The organism is Hyphococcus formosus, from assembly GCF_046736345.1.
GTDB classification, from domain to species: Bacteria; Pseudomonadota; Alphaproteobacteria; order Caulobacterales; family Parvularculaceae; genus Hyphococcus; species Hyphococcus formosus.
Map to the genome: position 1 here is coordinate 1,555,282 of NZ_CP157210.1, position 18,449 is coordinate 1,573,730.

General features: G+C 52.0%; 16 protein-coding genes. 6 read left to right on the forward strand and 10 right to left on the reverse strand.

Annotation, left to right across the window (positions count from 1 at the left end; genetic code table 11):
- Positions 1-15: 15 nt before the first annotated feature.
- Positions 16-960, forward strand: coding sequence for a ribose-phosphate pyrophosphokinase (locus ABFZ83_RS07080; protein ID WP_411818738.1), 945 nt, complete (start codon positions 16-18; stop codon positions 958-960).
- Here ABFZ83_RS07080 and ABFZ83_RS07085 read toward each other — a convergent pair.
- The 6 genes from ABFZ83_RS07085 to ABFZ83_RS07110 form a co-directional block, all read right to left on the reverse strand.
- On the reverse strand, positions 957-1,334 hold the full coding sequence (locus ABFZ83_RS07085; protein ID WP_411818739.1) for a VOC family protein: 378 nt from the start codon (positions 1,332-1,334) through the stop codon (positions 957-959). The two genes, ABFZ83_RS07080 and ABFZ83_RS07085, sit on opposite strands and share 4 nt — an antisense overlap.
- Positions 1,335-1,446: 112 nt before the next feature.
- Entirely contained in the window at positions 1,447-3,057 is a 1,611-nt protein-coding gene (locus tag ABFZ83_RS07090; protein WP_411818740.1) for an ATP-binding protein, read from the reverse strand.
- A 99-nt stretch (positions 3,058-3,156) separates the two neighbouring features.
- Positions 3,157-4,062: a 30S ribosomal protein S6--L-glutamate ligase gene (gene rimK, locus ABFZ83_RS07095; RefSeq protein ID WP_411818741.1), complete on the reverse strand. Its 906-nt coding sequence runs from the start codon at positions 4,060-4,062 to the stop codon at positions 3,157-3,159.
- A gap of 18 nt (positions 4,063-4,080) precedes the next feature.
- Complete coding sequence (locus ABFZ83_RS07100; protein WP_411818742.1) at positions 4,081-4,545, reverse strand: ATP-dependent zinc protease; 465 nt, start codon at positions 4,543-4,545, stop codon at positions 4,081-4,083.
- Positions 4,542-5,666, reverse strand: coding sequence for a CaiB/BaiF CoA transferase family protein (locus ABFZ83_RS07105; RefSeq protein ID WP_411818743.1), 1,125 nt, complete (start codon positions 5,664-5,666; stop codon positions 4,542-4,544). The genes ABFZ83_RS07100 and ABFZ83_RS07105 overlap by 4 nt, the downstream gene beginning before the upstream one ends.
- 77 nt (positions 5,667-5,743) lie before the next feature.
- A complete protein-coding gene (locus ABFZ83_RS07110; RefSeq protein WP_411818744.1) occupies positions 5,744-6,829 on the reverse strand; it encodes a PAS domain-containing protein in 1,086 nt (361 codons plus the stop codon).
- Between the two features lie 318 nt (positions 6,830-7,147).
- On the opposite strand from ABFZ83_RS07110, the gene ABFZ83_RS07115 reads away from it, so the two are divergent.
- From ABFZ83_RS07115 to ABFZ83_RS07135, 5 genes are all read left to right on the forward strand, one after another.
- Positions 7,148-8,356, forward strand: a complete 1,209-nt coding sequence (locus ABFZ83_RS07115; RefSeq protein WP_411818745.1) for a pyridoxal phosphate-dependent aminotransferase — start codon at positions 7,148-7,150, stop codon at positions 8,354-8,356.
- A gap of 123 nt (positions 8,357-8,479) precedes the next feature.
- On the forward strand, positions 8,480-8,953 hold the full coding sequence (locus ABFZ83_RS07120) for a Dps family protein (protein WP_411818746.1): 474 nt from the start codon (positions 8,480-8,482) through the stop codon (positions 8,951-8,953).
- A 100-nt stretch (positions 8,954-9,053) separates the two neighbouring features.
- Entirely contained in the window at positions 9,054-9,998 is a 945-nt protein-coding gene (locus ABFZ83_RS07125) for a hydrogen peroxide-inducible genes activator (RefSeq protein ID WP_411818747.1), read from the forward strand.
- Between the two features lie 274 nt (positions 9,999-10,272).
- Positions 10,273-10,944, forward strand: a complete 672-nt coding sequence (locus ABFZ83_RS07130; protein ID WP_411818748.1) for a carbonic anhydrase — start codon at positions 10,273-10,275, stop codon at positions 10,942-10,944.
- A 24-nt stretch (positions 10,945-10,968) separates the two neighbouring features.
- A complete protein-coding gene (locus ABFZ83_RS07135; protein ID WP_411818749.1) occupies positions 10,969-12,645 on the forward strand; it encodes a SulP family inorganic anion transporter in 1,677 nt (558 codons plus the stop codon).
- Here the strand turns inward: ABFZ83_RS07135 and ABFZ83_RS07140 are convergent.
- The 4 genes from ABFZ83_RS07140 to ABFZ83_RS07155 all read right to left on the reverse strand — a co-directional run bounded on the left by ABFZ83_RS07140 (position 12,618) and on the right by ABFZ83_RS07155 (position 18,155).
- A complete protein-coding gene (locus tag ABFZ83_RS07140; RefSeq protein ID WP_411818750.1) occupies positions 12,618-13,808 on the reverse strand; it encodes a M20/M25/M40 family metallo-hydrolase in 1,191 nt (396 codons plus the stop codon). The two genes, ABFZ83_RS07135 and ABFZ83_RS07140, sit on opposite strands and share 28 nt — an antisense overlap.
- Before the next feature lie 290 nt (positions 13,809-14,098).
- The gene (locus ABFZ83_RS07145; protein WP_411818751.1) at positions 14,099-14,773 is read right to left on the reverse strand and encodes an SDR family NAD(P)-dependent oxidoreductase; all 675 of its coding nucleotides are present in this window, start codon (positions 14,771-14,773) and stop codon (positions 14,099-14,101) included.
- Between the two features lie 64 nt (positions 14,774-14,837).
- The gene (locus ABFZ83_RS07150) at positions 14,838-15,134 is read right to left on the reverse strand and encodes a hypothetical protein (RefSeq protein ID WP_411818752.1); all 297 of its coding nucleotides are present in this window, start codon (positions 15,132-15,134) and stop codon (positions 14,838-14,840) included.
- Positions 15,135-15,224: 90 nt separating this feature from the next.
- Positions 15,225-18,155 carry an autotransporter outer membrane beta-barrel domain-containing protein gene (locus ABFZ83_RS07155; protein WP_411818753.1) on the reverse strand — a complete coding sequence of 977 codons (2,931 nt, stop codon included), beginning with the start codon at positions 18,153-18,155 and terminating at the stop codon, positions 15,225-15,227.
- Between the last annotated feature and the right edge of the window lie 294 nt (positions 18,156-18,449).

Sequence of the window (18,449 nt, forward strand, 5' to 3'; positions counted from 1 at the left end):
AAGAGGACCGACGTTATGAAATTGATTGCGGGAAATTCTAACCGTCGGTTGGTCGAAGCGATATCCAAAAAGCTAGCCACAACACCGGCCCGGGCCGAAATAAAAACGTTCAAAGACGGCGAGGTCTTTGTCGAAATTCAGGAAAATGTGCGCGGTGAGGACGTCTTCGTCATCCAGTCCACCTCCTACCCTGCGAACGACAATCTGATGGAATTGCTGATCACGATGGACGCGTTAAGCCGCGCCTCAGCAAGTCGCATTACCGCCGTTATCCCCTATTTCGGCTATGCGCGACAGGATCGCAAAGCTGGCCCCCGTACGCCAATTTCAGCAAAACTTGTTGCGAACCTGATTACCAGCGCCGGCGCAGACCGCGTTCTAACGGTTGATCTTCACGCCGGTCAGATCCAGGGCTTTTTTGATATTCCGACTGACAATCTTTATGCGGTCAAAGAATTCGAACGCCGCATCAGACAAATCCAAAACAACAATCTCGACGATGTAACTGTCGTCTCGCCCGATGTTGGCGGCGTTGTCCGCGCCCGCGCCTTGGCGAAAAAACTCGAAGATCGCCCGCTCGCAATTGTCGATAAACGCCGCGAAGGTCCGGGCCTTTCCGAAGTCATGAATATCATCGGTGATGTAAACGGACGCGATTGCGTGATCTTCGACGACATCGTCGATTCCGGTGGCACGCTTTGTAATGCCGCTGAAGCGCTTATGGCCGAAGGCGCAAAAAGCGTGACGGCCTGCGTCACGCATGGTGTTCTTTCTGATCACGCGGAACGCCGGGTCATGAAGTCAGACGCCCTCACGCGCCTGATCATTTCCGACTCAATTGAAACGCGTAAAGAAGTCGCGGACTGTCCGAAAATCGAAGAAGTATCGATCGCGACATTGTTGGCCGAAGCCATCCGCCGCATCGCCAATGAAGAATCCGTTTCGAGCCTCTTCGACTAAGCCGACTTTTTCCCGTCCGGCTCCCAAAGCTGAATCGGATTCCCTTCCGGGTCTTTTATTGTGGCAAATATCCCGTTCGGATATTGCTCTTGATCGACGTCGACGTCATTTCCATTGGCGCGCAATTGCGCAACCATCGCGTCTAAATCCTTCACGCGGAAATTGATCATCCATTGTTGTGACATTGGGCCGAAAAACTCACTTTCCTCCGGGAAAGGAGCAAATACAGTCGGCCCCGCATTTGTGTGCCAAGGCGGCGTGTCGTAATCATTTGGCACGAGACTGATGCCAAGATTATCAGCATACCATTTGGCTAATTTTTCGGGATCTTTCGCGCGGTAGAAAAACCCGCCAATTCCGTCAACTTTTTCCATGCCTGCTCCCAACAAGTTCTGGTTGGTTCATGTTCGGACGCGACTTGGTCCGAATATATAGCAGGAAACTAGGGAAATACGAATACGCGTCGAAATCAGGCAGGATATTCCCTTAGCCGGCGGCCTGCCGCTTCAGCCAATCGCTCGAAGGGATCGGCTCGCCTGCATTGGCTGCGTCAATTGCTTGGTGCAGCGCTTCCACCAGGTCATCGACCCGATAGGGTTTTGCGATACAACCATCCATACCTGCTGCGGCGTATTTTTCGATCTGGTGTGCCATAGCATTTGCGGTAAGCGCGACAATTGGTAGACGGCGCTTGTTTTGACGGCGTTCGTCCGCACGGATTTTCAATGTCGCTTCGACCCCGTCCATGACCGGCATTTTGATATCCATCAGGATAGCGTCAAACCGTTCCTCGGACAGACGATCGAGACATTTGCGGCCGTTCTCAACGATCTCATACTCAACCTTGGTGGATTTGAGCAGGGCCTCAAGCACCATCTGGTTTGTGACGTTATCCTCGGCGACCAAAACTTTTAACGGCTTTTGCGCTTTCGGTGATCCGGTGCGGAAATTATTGCTGATGACATTGCTTACTGGCTGCTCACCGCCGCCCAGCCGTTCCATTTTTTCAGCTTTGACCGTGAGCGTAAACTCTGACCCCTGACCGACTTCGCTTTTGACGGTCAGATCTCCACCCATCAAACGCGCCAAACGACGTGATATAGAAAGACCTAAGCCCGCACCGCTCGCTGGCGTGAACTGTCGATCACCGGCCTGACGGAACAATTCGAAAATGACGTCGTAATCACTTTCCGCGATACCGACACCAGTATCTTTTACCGTAAAGATGAGCATGTCATCGTCCGATGTCACGCGCAGATCAACAGATCCGAGTTTCGTAAATTTGATCGCGTTCGACATAAGGTTGTGAAGGACCTGACGAATACGCATCGGGTCTGCATTCCAGCAACCGCTTGTCGCAGGCTCGATATCGACTTTAAGCTCGATCCCTTTTTCGAGCGCTCTTTGGGCGTGAAGCTGCTCAACCTGAAACGCAAGATCGGCCAAGTTAAAATATGTAGGCTCAATACGGATTGCGCCCGCTTCGACTTTTGAAAGATCAAGAAGATCATTGAGCAAAGTCAGAAGATCATTCCCGGATTTCGTAATGACGGAAAGCATCTGTCGTTGATTATCATCAAGCTTCGTCCCGCTTAGGGCCGATGCCATGCCGAGCACACCATTCATTGGTGTGCGAATTTCATGCCCCATATTGGTGAGGAACAGTGATTTTGAGTGGTTTGCATTTTCGGCTTCGCTGCGCGCTTTTTCTAGCTCTTCGAAGACTTTTTTCCGTTCACTGACGTCGCGAATAAAGCCGATAAAGCCAATTGCGTTGCCCTCAGCATCAGTGACAATTGACCCGACAGTTTCACCGGAAATTATCGTCCCGTCTTTAGCACGGTAATCAATTTCATAGGGCGAAGATTGTGCCTCTGCGTCACGATGAAATCGTTCTGAACCTGTTTTGTGGAAATCAGAAGAGTCGGCATACAAGAGTTCTGTCTGGCGACCACGCACCTCGTCGATCGTGTAACCAAACATTTTCGTAAATGCCGGGTTAATCGCAACAATTCGACGGTCCAAGTCTGCAACAGCCACCGCTTCTGGTGCATTTTCGAAAAGGGCGACGCACAGGTTCTCGCGCTCTATCAGCATTCTTACCTCTAGTTGTCCCCCCGATGCGACAACACTTAAGGTTGAATGGTTAATTAAAGCTAACTCTACCAGGCCGATTACACTATATATTTAGGACACTTAGCCTTTACCGCGTGTCTTTGTCTTTCCGGGCTTTGCGTTCTTTTCAATAAAGTCGATTAACTTGTCAGCAACATCAATACCGGTCGCTTTCTCAATGCCTTCAAGGCCGGGAGATGAGTTCACCTCCATTACAACTGGCCCGTGATTTGATCTTAAAAGATCAACACCGCAAAAATTGAGACCCATGGCTCTGGCCGCGCCAACAGCGGTTGAACGCTCCTGCGGGGTAATTTTGACTTTCTCCGCAGTGCCGCCGCGATGAATATTTGAACGGAAGTCGCCTTCCTTGCCTTTGCGTTTCATGGTTGCGACGACTTTGTCGCCAACAACGATACAACGGATATCTTCACCGCCGGCTTCTTTGATAAACTCCTGAACCAGAATATTCGTATTCACACCACCAAAGGCTTGAATGATAGACTCGGCCGCTTTCTGGGTTTCGCCGAGAACCACACCAATCCCCTGGGTTCCTTCGAGTAGTTTGATGATAACCGGTGCCCCGCCGATCATATCAAGGATCTCATCCGCTTGACTGGTTCGGTGTGCAAAAACCGTCACCGGCAGGCCGATCCCTTTTCGCGCAAGAAGTTGGAGGGAACGCAGCTTATCCCGCGAACGCGAGATCGCGACGGATTCGTTCACCGGATAGACTCCCATCATCTCCAGCTGGCGGAGGACGGCTGTACCGTAAAAGGTCACCGACGCCCCGATGCGCGGAATGACGGCATCAAATACTGGCAATTCCTCGCCTTTATACCGAACGGTCGGACGCAACGACGTAATATTGATGTAACAGCGTAGATGATCAACGACGCTAATTTCGTGACCGCGCGCCTTAGCCGCATCAACAATACGTTCATGCGAATAAAGTTCAGCATTGCGACACATGAGCGCTAGTTTCATCGTAATACTCCTGTCCTTTTATTGGCCAAGCAAATAAGAAGCGCCCGGATCAATCACAAACTTGCGACGCAACGCATCGCGGCCAATCAACAAGCGGAACCCCATGGCGTCCCGGTTGGTCAAAGTCAAATCTATTTTCAATTCGTGATCGCCGATCTTCAGATGGGTCTCAACGACATAGCGCTCTTCTTCCTGACCGTTTGAGCTACGAATTTTCTTTTTCCCCGCTATCGGCGCACAACAGACAACTTCGGGCGTTTTCCTGCGCTGCACCGGGTGAAGGCAAAACTCAACATGAGGTTCCCCCTCAATCAGCACTTCCTTTATTTTGAAGGCGTGGATGGCCGACGATTTTGCACCGGTGTCAATTTTTGCATTTACATGGTGAACTTCGAAATCGGGTAAGTCTACCCATTCGCGCCATCCGATCGTTGGGCGAACACGTTTTTTCTTTTTATTCTTTGGTAGCGCAACTTCGCTCATAACACCCCTTGTTCACGCCATTGCGCAATTTCGGAAGGAGTCACATCCAACTCATTCAGGATTTCATCCGTATGCTGTCCGGCTTCCGGTACCGGGTCCGGGTCTTTCGGCGTTTTGCCGTCAAACCGGGGGGCCGCAACCGCTTGCAACACGCCATTGATATCCCTGAGCGAGTCACGCGCTTTCATATGTGGGTGATCTTTTGCCTCGGACGGCGATAAAATCGGCGCGAAGCAAACATCGGTTCCTTCTAACTTATCGGTCCAATATTCCCGCGGTTTGGTCGAAAACAATTCCGCTAATCTTTCTTTCAATGCGGGCCAGTTTTTTGTTTCATACTGCGCCAGAAAATCATTGCCCTTTCCAAGGCCCAACCGTTCGATAAGTTCCATGTAAAATTTAGGTTCCAAAGGACCAATGCTGATCCAGCCGCCATCGGCACATTGATACGCACCATAGAAATGCGCACCATCAAGCATGCTTTGCCCGCGTTGGTCTGGCATGCCGCCCACCGCCCGCAGAGAATAAATGAGATTCATCATATGGGCTGACCCATCAACAATCGCCGCATCAACCACGGTGCCCTCGCCGGTCTCTCTCGCGCGCATGATGCCGGCAAGAATGCCGATGGCAAGATAAAGCGCGCCGCCCCCGATATCCCCAACCAATGTTGGCGGCGGGACTGGTGCCGCACCAGCCTCTCCCGCATACCATGCTGCCCCAGACAAAGACGCGTAGTTTATGTCGTGCCCCGCATTATGCGCGAGTGGCCCGGTTTGCCCCCACCCGGTCAGCCGTCCGTAAACCAATTTTTTGTTTCGCTTCAACGCAATCTCCGGCCCAAGCCCCAAACGCTCCATGACGCCGGGCCGTAACCCCTCAATCAGCGCGTCGGCATTATCCAAAAGCTTGAGCGCAACTTCTTTCGCCTCGTCCTGTTTCAAGTCGAGAACGATTGAGCGCTTACCGCGCTTATAGATCTCAGCCGGTGCCGCTCCTGATTTCCCTTTGCGTTCTATTAAAATCACATCCGCGCCGAGGTCAGCGAGCAACATCCCGCAAAATGGCGCAGGCCCCAATCCTTCGAATTCGACTATTTTGACACCCGAGAGAACACCCATTCAAAACCCCAAAGAAACATGCCTAGTGATTACATCACTAATGCGCATGTTTCCGACAGAGGCAAGACGCAAGCGTATTACTCAGCTGCATGAACATGATGGGTATGGCGGTTTTCCCGCAGGCGACTGCCGCTAAAGACAAACCCTTCGACGCCTGGCACATAGAGCATGTTCGTTAACCGTCCGGTCATGGCCACATACTCCCCTTCTTGTGCGCCGCGCATACAGACATGCGGCAATCCGATTACCTCACCCAATTGCGAAAGTGATTTCTCTCCCACTGAGCGAAATTGCGACATGTCATCCGGGTGCACTATTTCTTTTGTGGTCTTCCCGACTAAAACACCAGATGGGGTATTGAACGCTTTTTCCGCTGACGGGCTCGCATACACAAGCTTACCTTCAGGCGAGAATATAAGCGTTATGTCTTGCGACGCTTCAACTAATGCGCGGAAACGCTGTTCCGCCGTATGCGCATCATCAACTCGGCGCCGTAGGACCGACAATAATTTCTCGTTCTTAGTATGTAACAGGATCGACCGGTCAATCATGCGCTGCGTTGTCAATGCAAGATAGGTGGTCGCTAACGTATAAATACCGATGATCGCTGCGATTCCGAGGCCGGCCGTCCCTAATGTAATCGCGTAGGCCGCTGCTAACGGCAATAATGCCGGCAGATTAAACGCAAGAACTGCACGCCAAGATGCCCCAGCGGATACGATTGCCGCGGCGGTCATGCCCGCTATGATGAATGGTAAAATAGCATGTTCAATTGCACCGGACACGGAGAATATGGGCCCAAGCGCCCCCCATAATGCGCCGTTAAGGACCATGAACGAGAGATGCAAGCGCGCAAATCGCGATAGATTGCGTGCGGAAACGCCACTGATTTTGAATTTAAGCCATAGCCCTGCGCGTAACAGCGCGACGCCCATCACAGCGCCGACCCATCCCAAAAGGATAGTCTGCTCGACGTATGATCTGGCGATAAGAAAGATGATCAGCGCGTTTGCGATACTGGCAAAAATCGCAACCGGTGCACCACGAAATAAAAGCGCTGCGCGCTCGACCTTGATTTTGACTGACTCGACTTGCGTAAGCCCCCGTAACCGGGCTTTCCGACTCGAGACTTGAGAAACTGCCGACTGCAATTCCGCAATCATAGGCGCTCCTAAGTTGCCCCCGCCTACCCTTATGAGAACACATTAGAGAAAATCAGAAAACCAAAAGTTGTGAAATCGACCGCAAAATTCTTCCCCAACACCCTATTTATAGCATATTATTCAATAGCTTAGACAACAAATTCCTTGCGCTCATCCGCGAAATCCGTCATTTTTGGGCGAATTTTTAATACAATAATATCAATGACTTAGATTTCGACCTGAAATGGGGATTTTCGCCGATTCAAACCGAAAATCATTGGTTGCGACGCACAAAAGAGCTATGAAACCGATGCAATCCGTCATGGGAATCAACAAAAAATGAGCACCTTTACGCCTTCCGCTGCCCTCTCGCGCGTAAAACCTTCACCGACGATGGCCGCAACTCAGGCTGCCCGAGACCTCAAAGCGGCAGGCCGGGACATTATTTCCCTTGGCGCTGGAGAACCCGATTTCGATACGCCCGAATTCGTAAAAGAAGCGGCGATCGCGGCAATCCGAGACGGAAAGACGAAATACACGGCCGTAGACGGCATCGCGGAACTCAAACAAGCAATCGCAGCGAAGTTCAAACGCGACAATGATCTTAGTTATGAGACGTCACAGATCACGGTGGCCCCTGGCGGCAAGGCGGTGCTTTATAATGCGCTTGTGGCAACGCTGAACCCCGGTGACGAAGTGATTATTCCCGCGCCCTATTGGGTGTCATACCCCGACATGGTGCTCTTGACCGGTGGCAAGCCCGTGATCGTTTCTGCTGACGCGGATACTAATTTCAAATTGACCGCCGAAGCGCTGGAGCGCGCGATCACGCCCAATACAAAATGGTTCATTTTTAATTCGCCGTCTAATCCGACAGGTGCAGCCTATAGCCGCGAAGAGATAAAAGCACTCACGGACGTGCTTTTAAGACATCCGCATGTCTGGGTACTGTCAGACGATATGTATGAACACATTGTCTATGATGGTTTTGAATTTACGACACCTTCGCAAGTCGAACCATCGCTTTATGATCGTACACTGACCGTCAATGGCGCATCAAAAGCCTATGCAATGACCGGCTGGCGGATTGGCTTTGCGGGCGGCCCCGCACCGCTCATCAAGGCGATGGCCAAGGTAATGTCCCAGTCAACATCCAACCCCTGTTCGATCAGCCAATATGCGAGCGTTGCAGCCCTCAATGGTGATCAATCTTTCCTTGCCGAACGCAACCAAGCATTCAAAGAACGTCGAGATCTTGTCGTCGATATGCTGAACGACGCTGAGGGCATTGAATGCGCAACACCGGAAGGTGCGTTTTACGTCTATCCGTCCTGTGCCGGTACAATTGGTAAAAAGACGCCCGAAGGGGTGGTTATCGAGTCTGATGAGACCTTTACCAGTGAACTTCTGAAAACCGAGGGGGTCGCAGCCGTATTTGGGGCCGCATTCGGCCTTTCCCCATTTTTCAGAGTGTCGTACGCTGCCGCCACCGAGGAACTTCGTGACGCCTGCTCAAGAATTCAGCGATTTACGGCTTCATTGACCTGATTAAGGGGCCCGAACCCGGTATCGAATTTCTCGAAGTTGCGCTTTAGTATTATCAATTTGATTGAACCAAACCGGCACCTTATGTGTTGTTCAGGTTTCAAGAGGTTAGAGGAGAACTCGCAAATGTCTAAAATCGATATTGGTCTGGACGAGAACGCACGCAAATCCGTTGCGGAATCGCTGAATGCGACGCTCGCAGACACTTATGCTCTATATATGAAGACCCATTCTTATCACTGGAATGTCACCGGCCCGCAGTTCCAAACCCTGCATGTCATGTTTGAAGATCAGTACCGCGAGATGTGGGCAGCACTTGATGAAATCGCTGAACGCGTTCGCGCATTGGGCGTTTTCGCGCCTACGAGCGGCAAACAGTTCGCAGATCTTTCAGCCATCGAGAGCGCTGATACATCACCGCCAAAAGCAAGCGAAATGATCGAACGGCTTTTGACGGATCACGAAACACTCATCAAGCGTGCACGCGAAGGCCTGAGCGCAGCTGAAGATGCGGGTGACGCTGCAAGTGCAGACCTTTTAACGGTTCGTATTCAAGCGCATGAGAAAACCGCATGGATGTTGCGCGCTATGAGCCAATAAAAATCAAATACTTAAAAGGCCCGCTCAAGCGGGCCTTTTTTGTATCTCGGCACTTCTTAAAACCCATCTATAAAATGAATTTTGTAACCTAAATTAATTTATGGCCGAACTTCCTCTCACTCTTAAACAGCTCCAATATCTTTTGGCGATCAGCGACCTTAATCACTTCCGAAAAGCCGCGGAGCGATGCGGCATTAGCCAACCATCCCTAAGCGTACAAATCTCGAATCTCGAAGAGACCCTTGGCGTAAAACTCGTAGAGCGTAGCCGCTCAGGCGTTGCCCTTACCCCCATCGGTCGAGAAGTAGCAGATCGTGCGCGACGCGTGGTCGAAGATTCTCGTAGCATTATAGATTTTACCAATGACGCAAAGCATGGGCTTAGCGGCACAATTCGCCTCGGGACAAAACCGACCTTGGGTCCCTATCTACTGCCGCATGTGGTGGCCACGCTGCACAAGCAACACAAAGACCTCAGTCTTTATGTACGCGAGAATAGCCCGCGAGAATTGGAACATGAATTAACCGCTGGGGTTCACGACCTGATCCTGGCTCAATACCCCGTCGAAAGCACAGAACACGTTTCGTTTGAGTTGTTCCGTGAACCACTTTACCTGGCACTGGCGAGTGACCACCCCCTCGCCGAACAGGCGCGAGAGAAGAAAGCCCTTCCTATTAGCGCATTAAAGGGCCTCGATATGCTGTCGCTGAACCCGCTTTATCACCTCAATGATCAAGTTAACGCCTTATGCCAAGAGCATGGTGCCCATTTCCTGCGCGATTACGAAGGGACAAGCCTTGATGCACTTCGCCTAATGGTCGGTATGGGAATGGGGGCAGCGTTCTTGCCAGCGCTTTATGTGCATTCCGAAATTAAAGCCCGTTCCGAAATCGTAGTTGCGCGGATAAAAGGCAGACGTATCTATCGCACTATCTGTCTTGCCTGGCGAAAAAGCGCAGGCCGCGCTCGTGCGTATAGAGAACTTGGCCAAGTCATTCGCAATGTCGTTGAACGCAAATTCGATGATTTAACCGTACCGCGATGACCCGAAATTGATATTGGTAAACCAATTGTGATGATTGATAACCCTATCCTCGACTCCTCAGTTTAATAGTTTTTTTCTATCAAAATTTATCGTTCTTCCCGATTGCGCAAGTGCAATGATTTCACCATCTTGCACCGCACAATGGAACGCTTTTTTCCACCCTCTGCCCCCCTCGAAAAGCGTTTCACCTGGCTCCGTTCCCGCACAGAATGGAGCCAGGAACTGTAGCATTTAAGCCAGTTCATCTGGGTAGTAACAAAAGGGTACTAGACTTATGCCGCAATTCGCAGCCGGTGTTGTGAAATTCCAAACTGACGTTTACCCAAACAAAAAAGATCTTTTCGAAGAGCTAAGCAAAGGCCAATCACCTGAGGCGCTTTTCATTACCTGCTCTGACTCGCGTATCGAAACCGCGATGATCACGCAAACAGAACCGGGTGAACTTTTCATTTGCCGTAACGCAGGCAATATCGTCCCTCCCCATACTAATTCCACTGGCGGAATGACCGCTTCAATTGAGTTCGCGACGGCCGTCCTGCGCGTTCCGCATATTGTGGTTTGTGGCCATACAGAATGTGGCGCGATGAAAGGGGCGATGAACCCCGATTCGGTCGAATCCCTTCCGCATGTGAAAGAATGGCTTGGCTATTCAAAAGCCGCCGTCGACATTGTGAAAGAGATTGCTGGCGACGCATCGCCAGAAGAGCAAATGCGTCTCCTTTTAGAGCGCAATGTTGTTCTTCAATTGCAGCACTTGAAAACACACCCGACCGTCGCCGCACGGCTCGCAAAAGGTGATCTGCAACTTCATGGCTGGCTATACGACATCAAATCCGGTGGCGTGACTGCCTATGATGAATCGAAAGACGCCTTTTTGAACGTCACCGAACGCTATGCATCAGAAATGGCCGCATTAGCGACAGCCGACAAAAATTGCGCGGCATAATTTAATCCGCTTCGGAGAACTGCAATGAAACTCATCGACACTTCGCATTTGCGCGGTGACGTCTTTGGCGGCTTGACCGCAGGGATCGTCGCGCTACCCCTAGCCCTCGCCTTTGGCGAGGCCTCCGGTGCCGGACCAATTGCAGGTCTCTGGGGAGCCGTCTTCGTCGGCTTCTTCGCGGCCCTGTTTGGCGGCACAAAAACACAAGTATCGGGCCCAACCGGCCCGATGGTTGTTGTTTTCGCCGGTGTCTTTTCTTCGCTTTCGGGCGAGCCGGCACTCGTTTTTGCGTCCGTTATTCTGGCCGGTATATTCCAGATATTGTTCGGCGTATTTCGGTTCGGCCAATATATCCGCCTTGTGCCCTATCCGGTCATTTCCGGCTTTATGAGCGGCATTGGCTGCATCATTATTGCGCTCCAACTCTCTCGCCTATTCGGTCACGAGCCAGAAGCATCGGGGACGATCCCTGCTCTTGCGGCGATCCCCGGCGCAATCGCAAACCCAAACATCGCGGCGCTTTCGATTGGTCTTGTCACATTGGGTGTGATTTTCACCTGGCCGAAAAAGCTCGGTAAATATGTGCCGGGCGCACTCGCGGCGTTGATCATCGGTACACTGCTCAGCCTCGCCCTGAAAGGCGCACCTATCCTAGGGGATATTCCGACGGGCCTGCCTTCTTTCGTGGTTCCTGCCTTCTCGCAGAGCACGTTCTTCGTGGTTGTCGAAGCCGCCTTTATCCTCGCAATTCTCGGCGCTATCGACAGTCTTCTGACCTCGCTCGTCGCCGACAACATGACCCGCGACCGCCACAACTCCAACCGCGAGCTTATCGGTCAAGGTATCGGTAATACGGTTGCTGGTTTCTTTGGAGCGATCCCCGGTGCCGGTGCCACCATGCGGACGGTCGTCAACATCCGAAGCGGCGGTAAAACCAACATTTCAGGCATGCTGCACTCGATCATTCTGGTTGTGATCATCCTTATCGCCGCGCCATTGGCATCACAGATTCCGCACGCAGTGCTTGCAGGTATTCTTGTGAAGGTTGGCTATGACATTCTAGACATCGCCTATCTGAAACGCGCCCATAAGGGACCGCGTTGGGACCTCGCCCTGATGGCATTGGTCCTTGGCCTGACCGTATTTGTTGACCTGATTACCGCTGTTGGTGTCGGTGTTGTTCTTGCGGCTCTCGCCTTCGTTAAAAAGATGGCGGACGATCAGCTCGTCGCCTTTGGCGAAGCGCAGCCGCGCGTCACGACACCAGAGGAGCGTGATCTCCTGTCCGCGTCAGAGGGCCGGGTCACAATGTTCGATTTCGGTGGTCCGCTTAGCTTTGGTGCTGCGGCGGATCTTGGCCACCGCGTGCGCGAGCGCGTGAAAGACCACACAAGCGCAATCGTTCTCGATTTCTCTCGTGTTCCATTTATCGACGTTTCCGCCGCACGCGCGGTTGAGACGATCGCCTGTGACGCGAAACAGTCGGGCAAGCGGGTATATATTAGCGGCATGACCGACGAAATCCGGGAAGTCCTCTCCGGCCTAAACGCCGATCACTGCATCGAAGACAACACGCGTTATGAAAACCGTATCGATGCGCTTCGTGATGCTGCAAAGTGGGTCAAGAGTGACGATGCGAGTGAGGCGAATGCTATCGCCTCACCCGGCTCAACTTATTCAGCAGGCGCTGGGACGTCCTGACCCATTAGATAACCGAGCAGCGCCACATGCCGCGCTGTTCGCATCATTGCATCAATATCAGCCCATTCACCGGGGTGGCCGCGTTGGCCGCCCCGTTCGCCGCCAAGGCCGATCGCGGGCGTACCATTTGCGATCGCGATATTGAGATTTGCAGAGCCTGCATCGCTCAGCCTCGGTTCCAGCCCCAATCGTTTTGCAATCTGTACGGACCAACGAACGAGGTCGCTTTCCAACGCACCGGGAATCTGACCACCCGGCGTCATGTTCTCCGGCACCATCTCCAATGAAATCGAAGTTTCATCAGAGACTTCGCTCAGAATCTCGCGCACATCGCTTTCAATATCGGCGATAATCGGTGCATCCAGCGATCGGATATCGAGCGAGAACCACCCCTCAGGCGGCTTGTGATTAAACACCTTTCCGCTGTTCAAGATCGCAACATTCACGCGTGTCATCCGGTCTTCGAATTCGCTTGGCTGCGGTAGCGCGAAAATGCGATCCACGGCACGGGCAATGGCCAGATTGATATTTGGCAACCCGCCACGCAATGTATGTCCCGGCGGTCCTTCCGCAACAACTTTCCACCAATGGATACCAAGCGCACCATAGCTGATGCTGCTTCCGTCGCCTAAAACATCGACAAACAATAGCGCATCTTCCTGATACGCATCATAAAGCGCGCGCATGCCGTCAAGGCCGGTTTCTTCTTCGGCAACCGCCGCAAAGATAATATCGTGTTTTGGCTTCAGATTGACGTCGATCAATGCCTGTGCTGCTGCCAGCATCGCAACCGTTGTCGACGACGTATTCGAGCCCGGCCCTTCGACACGGCGGCCAGAAACATTCAACGGCGCACCGAGCTGGCGCTGATGTTCTGCGACTGTTTTCAAATCATCCAAGGTCGATACAAAAACAACCGCTTTGCCAGAACGCCCTTTTATGCGACCGATAACATTACGGTCTTTCGTGACCTTCACATTTTTCAATCCAATCGCGCGCATTTCTTCGGCCACTTTCGCGGCGCGTTCATGCTCTTGGCCCGAGGGCGAAATGATGCTGCCAACGTCGACGAGCATTTGCGTCGCTTCGTCTTCGAATGCCGCAACATCACGCTCAATTGCGATCAGCCTTTCATCGCTGAAGGCTTCGGCCGCATTGGCCATCGTTTGGGGGCTTCCAATCGCGGCGATCAACCCCGCGATTACTGCGTAGCCCCCTTGCCTCACAGATGGAAAAGTAAATTTCGAAATCATTCCTCGCCTTTCAAATCATACTGATGAGGCGATGTGCGCATAAATGCTGCGGAGAAGTCAAATGTTTCGATAATTTCCTAAATTCAATGGCTTATTTGTTACGCTATGCGCACATTTTGTGAATCAGTAATGATTGCAAAGCCTGGAAGATTTTTCACATCATACCTTTGTCGGCGTGCCAATCGGAAACGGCCGCACCGCTACCACGGAATTTCGTCACCATTGTAGTCCAGGAACGTCCCGGTATCTTCCGCGGTGAGCTTGTCCAAAACGGAAAGCATTTTCTCGGCCCCCTCGTGGGGCGTCGAGGTATAGCGGCCACGCGCATATTTCTTTGTCAGCGGCGTTTCAATCGTACCCGGATGAAGTGCTGTGATTATCGCATTCGGGTGCGACCTCTTTATCTCGACCGAGGCGCATTTCACGAGCTGGTTGAGCGCCGCCTTGGAAGCGCGATAGCTCATCCATCCGCCAAGCCTGTTATCTTCGATTGACCCGACACGGGCAGAAAGAAACGCAAACACGGCTCTTTCGTCTTTAGCCAAAAGCGCCGAAAAATGTTTGATGAGGAGTGCCGGACCAATAGCGTTCACAGCGAAAGCTTCCGCCATCGCGTCAGCTTTTATCACCGAGAATGACTTTTCCGGCGGCGTGCCGCATACCTCCAGCGCGCCCGTTGCCACGAATATGAGATTAAACCGAAGCCCCCTGTTGTCTAAAATGGCGGCAATATCCCGGATTGATCGTTCATCGCGTATATCAAGCCCATGTTCACGCCGACTGATAACGTGAACATCGGCGATATTTTTTCGGAGAACATCCGCGACAGCGGAGCCAATACCGCCAGATCCACCGATGACGAGCGCCCTAGACAATTTCTCAACCTGATCCTGATTTATTTCGTCCGCTCACTGATTAGAAAACTCGCTGAAACCCAGACTATGGCGCGCCCCAAAGATCGTCATATCGGGCGGTGCCGTCATCGCGTTTGAATTTGTCTCGGTGGGTATTCCGGCGCGCATTATAGAAAGTGAACCCGGTAAAACTCGCGCCTAGGGCAACAAGAACGTGAAGCACGATCAATTGTCCGTATATGGTCCAATATCCTAGCCCAAAGCAGAATATTGTCGTCCACATGATGCTCAAATAGGTCATGAGCTGAAAACGCTGCGCCTTAGGCAGGTTCGACAGCGGATTTTTGTCGCTGTCCATCACGGAATTATAGATTCTCGACATAGAAAGCCTCCTTATCCGGGACTTTCTACGCCTTAACTAGAGAATTGGATTGCAAACAGCGGCCCGCAAATTCTTCGGGCCGCCACTGGGCTAGAACGATATACGCAGACCGGCAGTGCCGCGCATGCGAAGACTATCGCCGAAATATTCCAATCCGGTTTCAACTGACCCTTCAGCATAAAGCGCAAATTTGCTGTCGGACCAACGATACGTTCCACCGATGGAAACGCCGCCCATCAGGCTTTCAACTTCATTGAAGATCGGCACATCGGCCACCTGTATTTCGACATTATCCGTAGCGGCATAATACAAATTCAAGACCCCATAGAGGTGGAGATCTGAGGCCCGACCACCACTACTATGCCAGCTTTTTTCGTAATCGGTTGATAGCCCCAATCTGGTCCGAAAACTGTCATTGGTATCGCCGATAACTTCTGCGCCAAATACATCCGTAAACCGATCAGCTTTGATCCCGGAATAAACAAGCTGTGCTTGGGGCGTAAGGGTCCACCCCGGGGCCACCGAGAAACGGTGCCCAGCCTCGATGCCGGTCGAATATCCGAGCGCATCAATATCCTGCGCTAATGTCGTAGTGGCGGTCGATGAGAACAAGTCACTCTCATACCAAATTGCTTGCGCTTGCCCGTCGATATAAAGGCCATTGCTACCATACAAGGTTATCGCGCCACCGACGCCCCAACCTTCTGATTTGATTTCGCCGTTCCCGTAAATCGACACGGCATCGCTATCAGTATTGAGATATTGAGCCGATAATTCCGCGACGACGACCCGATCATCGTTGTTTAAGACATGCCAGTTCGCGCCGACTTGTAGCCGCGTTGTCTTGGCTTTGTATGACACGCGGCTCGTCGCCGTTGTCGGGCTTACGCGGTTGAACTCCCCTTCTAATCGCCCCCATACACCCGCGCTAACACTTGCAACTTGAAACGGTGTCGCGTTCTCTGTTCCCTCGGCCCAATTCCGATTGCCGACACGCTGCTGCAAAGTGGGTAATTCGCTTACGCCAAGGAGTGTTCGTGCGTAGGCGTCATATATTGGAATTCCGGCTTGATACAACGGACCGGGCTCTGGCTCCGGTTCCGGCGTTGGCTCGGGTTCGGGTGCTGGCTCTGGCTCTGGTTCTGGTTCCGGTTCTGGCTCCGGTTCCGGCACAAGGCTTGACCGCAAATACCAATCACCGTCCGAAGGATCCGCAACGCCGTTTTGATGTAAGCTGTAAGCATAGGCGCCGGCGGTAACCACTTGTTGGCCCTCTAGCTCATACTCACCCAGCAGCGAAAAGGTTGCATCCGACGCCCCGGCAATGTCGATGATCTTGATACCCTCAACAGTCGCCGCACCTGTGCCACCGACATTAGTCACGCTAACATTGGCTGTACCGGATGCATCACCGGTTATCACCAGCAAATCAGTTGGCGAGCTGTCATCACCGAGTTCCGTTTCGATCTCGATGAGCCCGCCAGTTCCCACATAATTGCCATCTATTGTAAGAGTGCCGATCGAGTTACCGGGCGCAATGATGCCATTCTCAAAATGGAAGGTCGAACCGACAGTCCCCACGCCCTGCAACCGTCCGTCATTGACGTTGGTGACGCCGCCAAGAACATTGTTCACCGTCAACATGCCCGCATCGATGTTCACGCTACCGGTGAATGCTGAATTATCGACGTTGAAAATTGTGTGTCCGCTGCCGGTCTGATTGATCGTACCGCTACCAGAAAATGGCGTCGAAAAATCGTAGTCCGCGGCGGTGTGATTGAAATTTACAGTTCCGTCGCCAACACCAAAAATGATCGACGCCGCTTCCACCGAACCCGGATTGGTCGCGGCCTCACCTTCGCGTCCGCCAATATTGAGGATACCGGCACCGTCCGAACCGGACGCTAGAATGATATTCGCAGCACCGCCCATTGCGCTGACCATACCGCCGTCAGCGACCGTCAACTTACCGACGCTCGTATAACCGGGGTCAGTACCGCCGAGGCTAATATCGCCCGCAGTCGTAGAAATAACAGAAGATGCATCAGCAACGATTGCATCGAGTTCACGACCATTCGATGGCGCGAAACTTAACTGCGTTGCAGAAAGTGAACCTCCATCAAGGACCGATAGATCACCGTCATGAAATTGGTAATGGCCACTCGATTCCCAGGCTGATCCCGTTCCCGAAATCAGCACACTGTCGCCCAATCCGGTATTCACCAAATTGCCGCCAACATCGACCGTACCCGTTTCAAAGCGGCCACCATCAAGAATGCTATAGCTTGCCTGCCCGCGAAATCCGGAACTGACCCGGCCCGTCGTGAACAAAGAACCGCCACCTACAATTTCGACGGTTACATTACCGCCCGACCCAACAGTGTTACTGCTAAAGCCAGTTGTACTCATCGCATTGAGCTCGCCGCCATTCTCAACCCTGACTAGGGTCGTTGAATTGCTGCCGTTTGAGAATCCAGACCCGACCCCAGCATCAATGACAGTCCCGACCCCGCTAACGATCAGGCTTACCGAAGCGTCGTCGTCACCGCCAATGAAAAATCTGGAACTGGGGCCACCACCATTTTGTGCCCCACCCTCGAACCGGAGCATTCCGCCATTATGATAGAGCCTTCCCTGCGGCCCCGCTTGGCCAGCAAAAATCAAACTGCCGTCACCGACCGTACGTACAGCATTAGAACTCGATAAATCTGCATTGACCGTCAGCGTATGCCCGCCCGTCGTGTCGATATAAATCTCTTTGCTAACCGTTGGAATTATCGCGGTATCCGCAATCGACACATCGCCCGCCAAGCTAATCGTGCCATTTGGGTCCGCGTCACCATTGATGCTGTTAATGGCGTTGATGAATTCCGCTTCGGATGAAACTACGTACGTTGCCGCGTGTGCAGACGTCCCCGATACGGCCATCGCTAGTATAATAGCAGAGTGGGCAATACCTGAGTACAATTTCTGAAGGCCAACTTTTTCTTTGTTGGTATTATTATCGTACTTTTCCGCCATGCACATTATACGACTCCACGTCTCGGTTTTACTTAATCTTCCCCGCACACCGGATTCACTTTTCATTAAGGAACCGGATAACCTGCATTGAAAGATTGCTTCCAATAATCCAATGTTTACAGTCGCTTGCACCACATATATGTTAAGGATTAGATACCAAAAACGAATGTATTGTTATGTTAAAATTGAACAGAATTGCGCGATACAAAGTATGCGTGAAGTATAGTTTTCTCGGTTTCATTTCCATACTGATGTAATAATGAATGCCGCATATTGGGACATAATGGTTCAATG

Excerpts from the sequence above, each read along its gene's own strand:
- ABFZ83_RS07085 (WP_411818739.1), bottom strand. The coding sequence starts at position 1,334 with ATGGAAAAAGTTGACGGAATTGGCGGGTTTTTCTACCGCGCGAAAGAT.
- ABFZ83_RS07100 (WP_411818742.1), bottom strand. The coding sequence starts at position 4,545 with ATGAGCGAAGTTGCGCTACCAAAGAATAAAAAGAAAAAACGTGTTCGC.
- ABFZ83_RS07135 (WP_411818749.1), top strand. The coding sequence starts at position 10,969 with ATGAAACTCATCGACACTTCGCATTTGCGCGGTGACGTCTTTGGCGGC.
- ABFZ83_RS07115 (WP_411818745.1), top strand. The coding sequence starts at position 7,148 with ATGAGCACCTTTACGCCTTCCGCTGCCCTCTCGCGCGTAAAACCTTCA.
- rimK (WP_411818741.1), bottom strand. The coding sequence starts at position 4,062 with ATGAAACTAGCGCTCATGTGTCGCAATGCTGAACTTTATTCGCATGAA.
- ABFZ83_RS07120 (WP_411818746.1), top strand. The coding sequence starts at position 8,480 with ATGTCTAAAATCGATATTGGTCTGGACGAGAACGCACGCAAATCCGTT.
- ABFZ83_RS07140 (WP_411818750.1), bottom strand. The coding sequence starts at position 13,808 with ATGGCCAATGCGGCCGAAGCCTTCAGCGATGAAAGGCTGATCGCAATT.
- ABFZ83_RS07090 (WP_411818740.1), bottom strand. The coding sequence starts at position 3,057 with ATGCTGATAGAGCGCGAGAACCTGTGCGTCGCCCTTTTCGAAAATGCA.
- ABFZ83_RS07155 (WP_411818753.1), bottom strand. The coding sequence starts at position 18,155 with ATGGCGGAAAAGTACGATAATAATACCAACAAAGAAAAAGTTGGCCTT.
- ABFZ83_RS07080 (WP_411818738.1), top strand. The coding sequence starts at position 16 with ATGAAATTGATTGCGGGAAATTCTAACCGTCGGTTGGTCGAAGCGATA.
- ABFZ83_RS07150 (WP_411818752.1), bottom strand. The coding sequence starts at position 15,134 with ATGTCGAGAATCTATAATTCCGTGATGGACAGCGACAAAAATCCGCTG.
- ABFZ83_RS07125 (WP_411818747.1), top strand. The coding sequence starts at position 9,054 with ATGGCCGAACTTCCTCTCACTCTTAAACAGCTCCAATATCTTTTGGCG.
- ABFZ83_RS07130 (WP_411818748.1), top strand. The coding sequence starts at position 10,273 with ATGCCGCAATTCGCAGCCGGTGTTGTGAAATTCCAAACTGACGTTTAC.
- ABFZ83_RS07105 (WP_411818743.1), bottom strand. The coding sequence starts at position 5,666 with ATGGGTGTTCTCTCGGGTGTCAAAATAGTCGAATTCGAAGGATTGGGG.
- ABFZ83_RS07110 (WP_411818744.1), bottom strand. The coding sequence starts at position 6,829 with ATGATTGCGGAATTGCAGTCGGCAGTTTCTCAAGTCTCGAGTCGGAAA.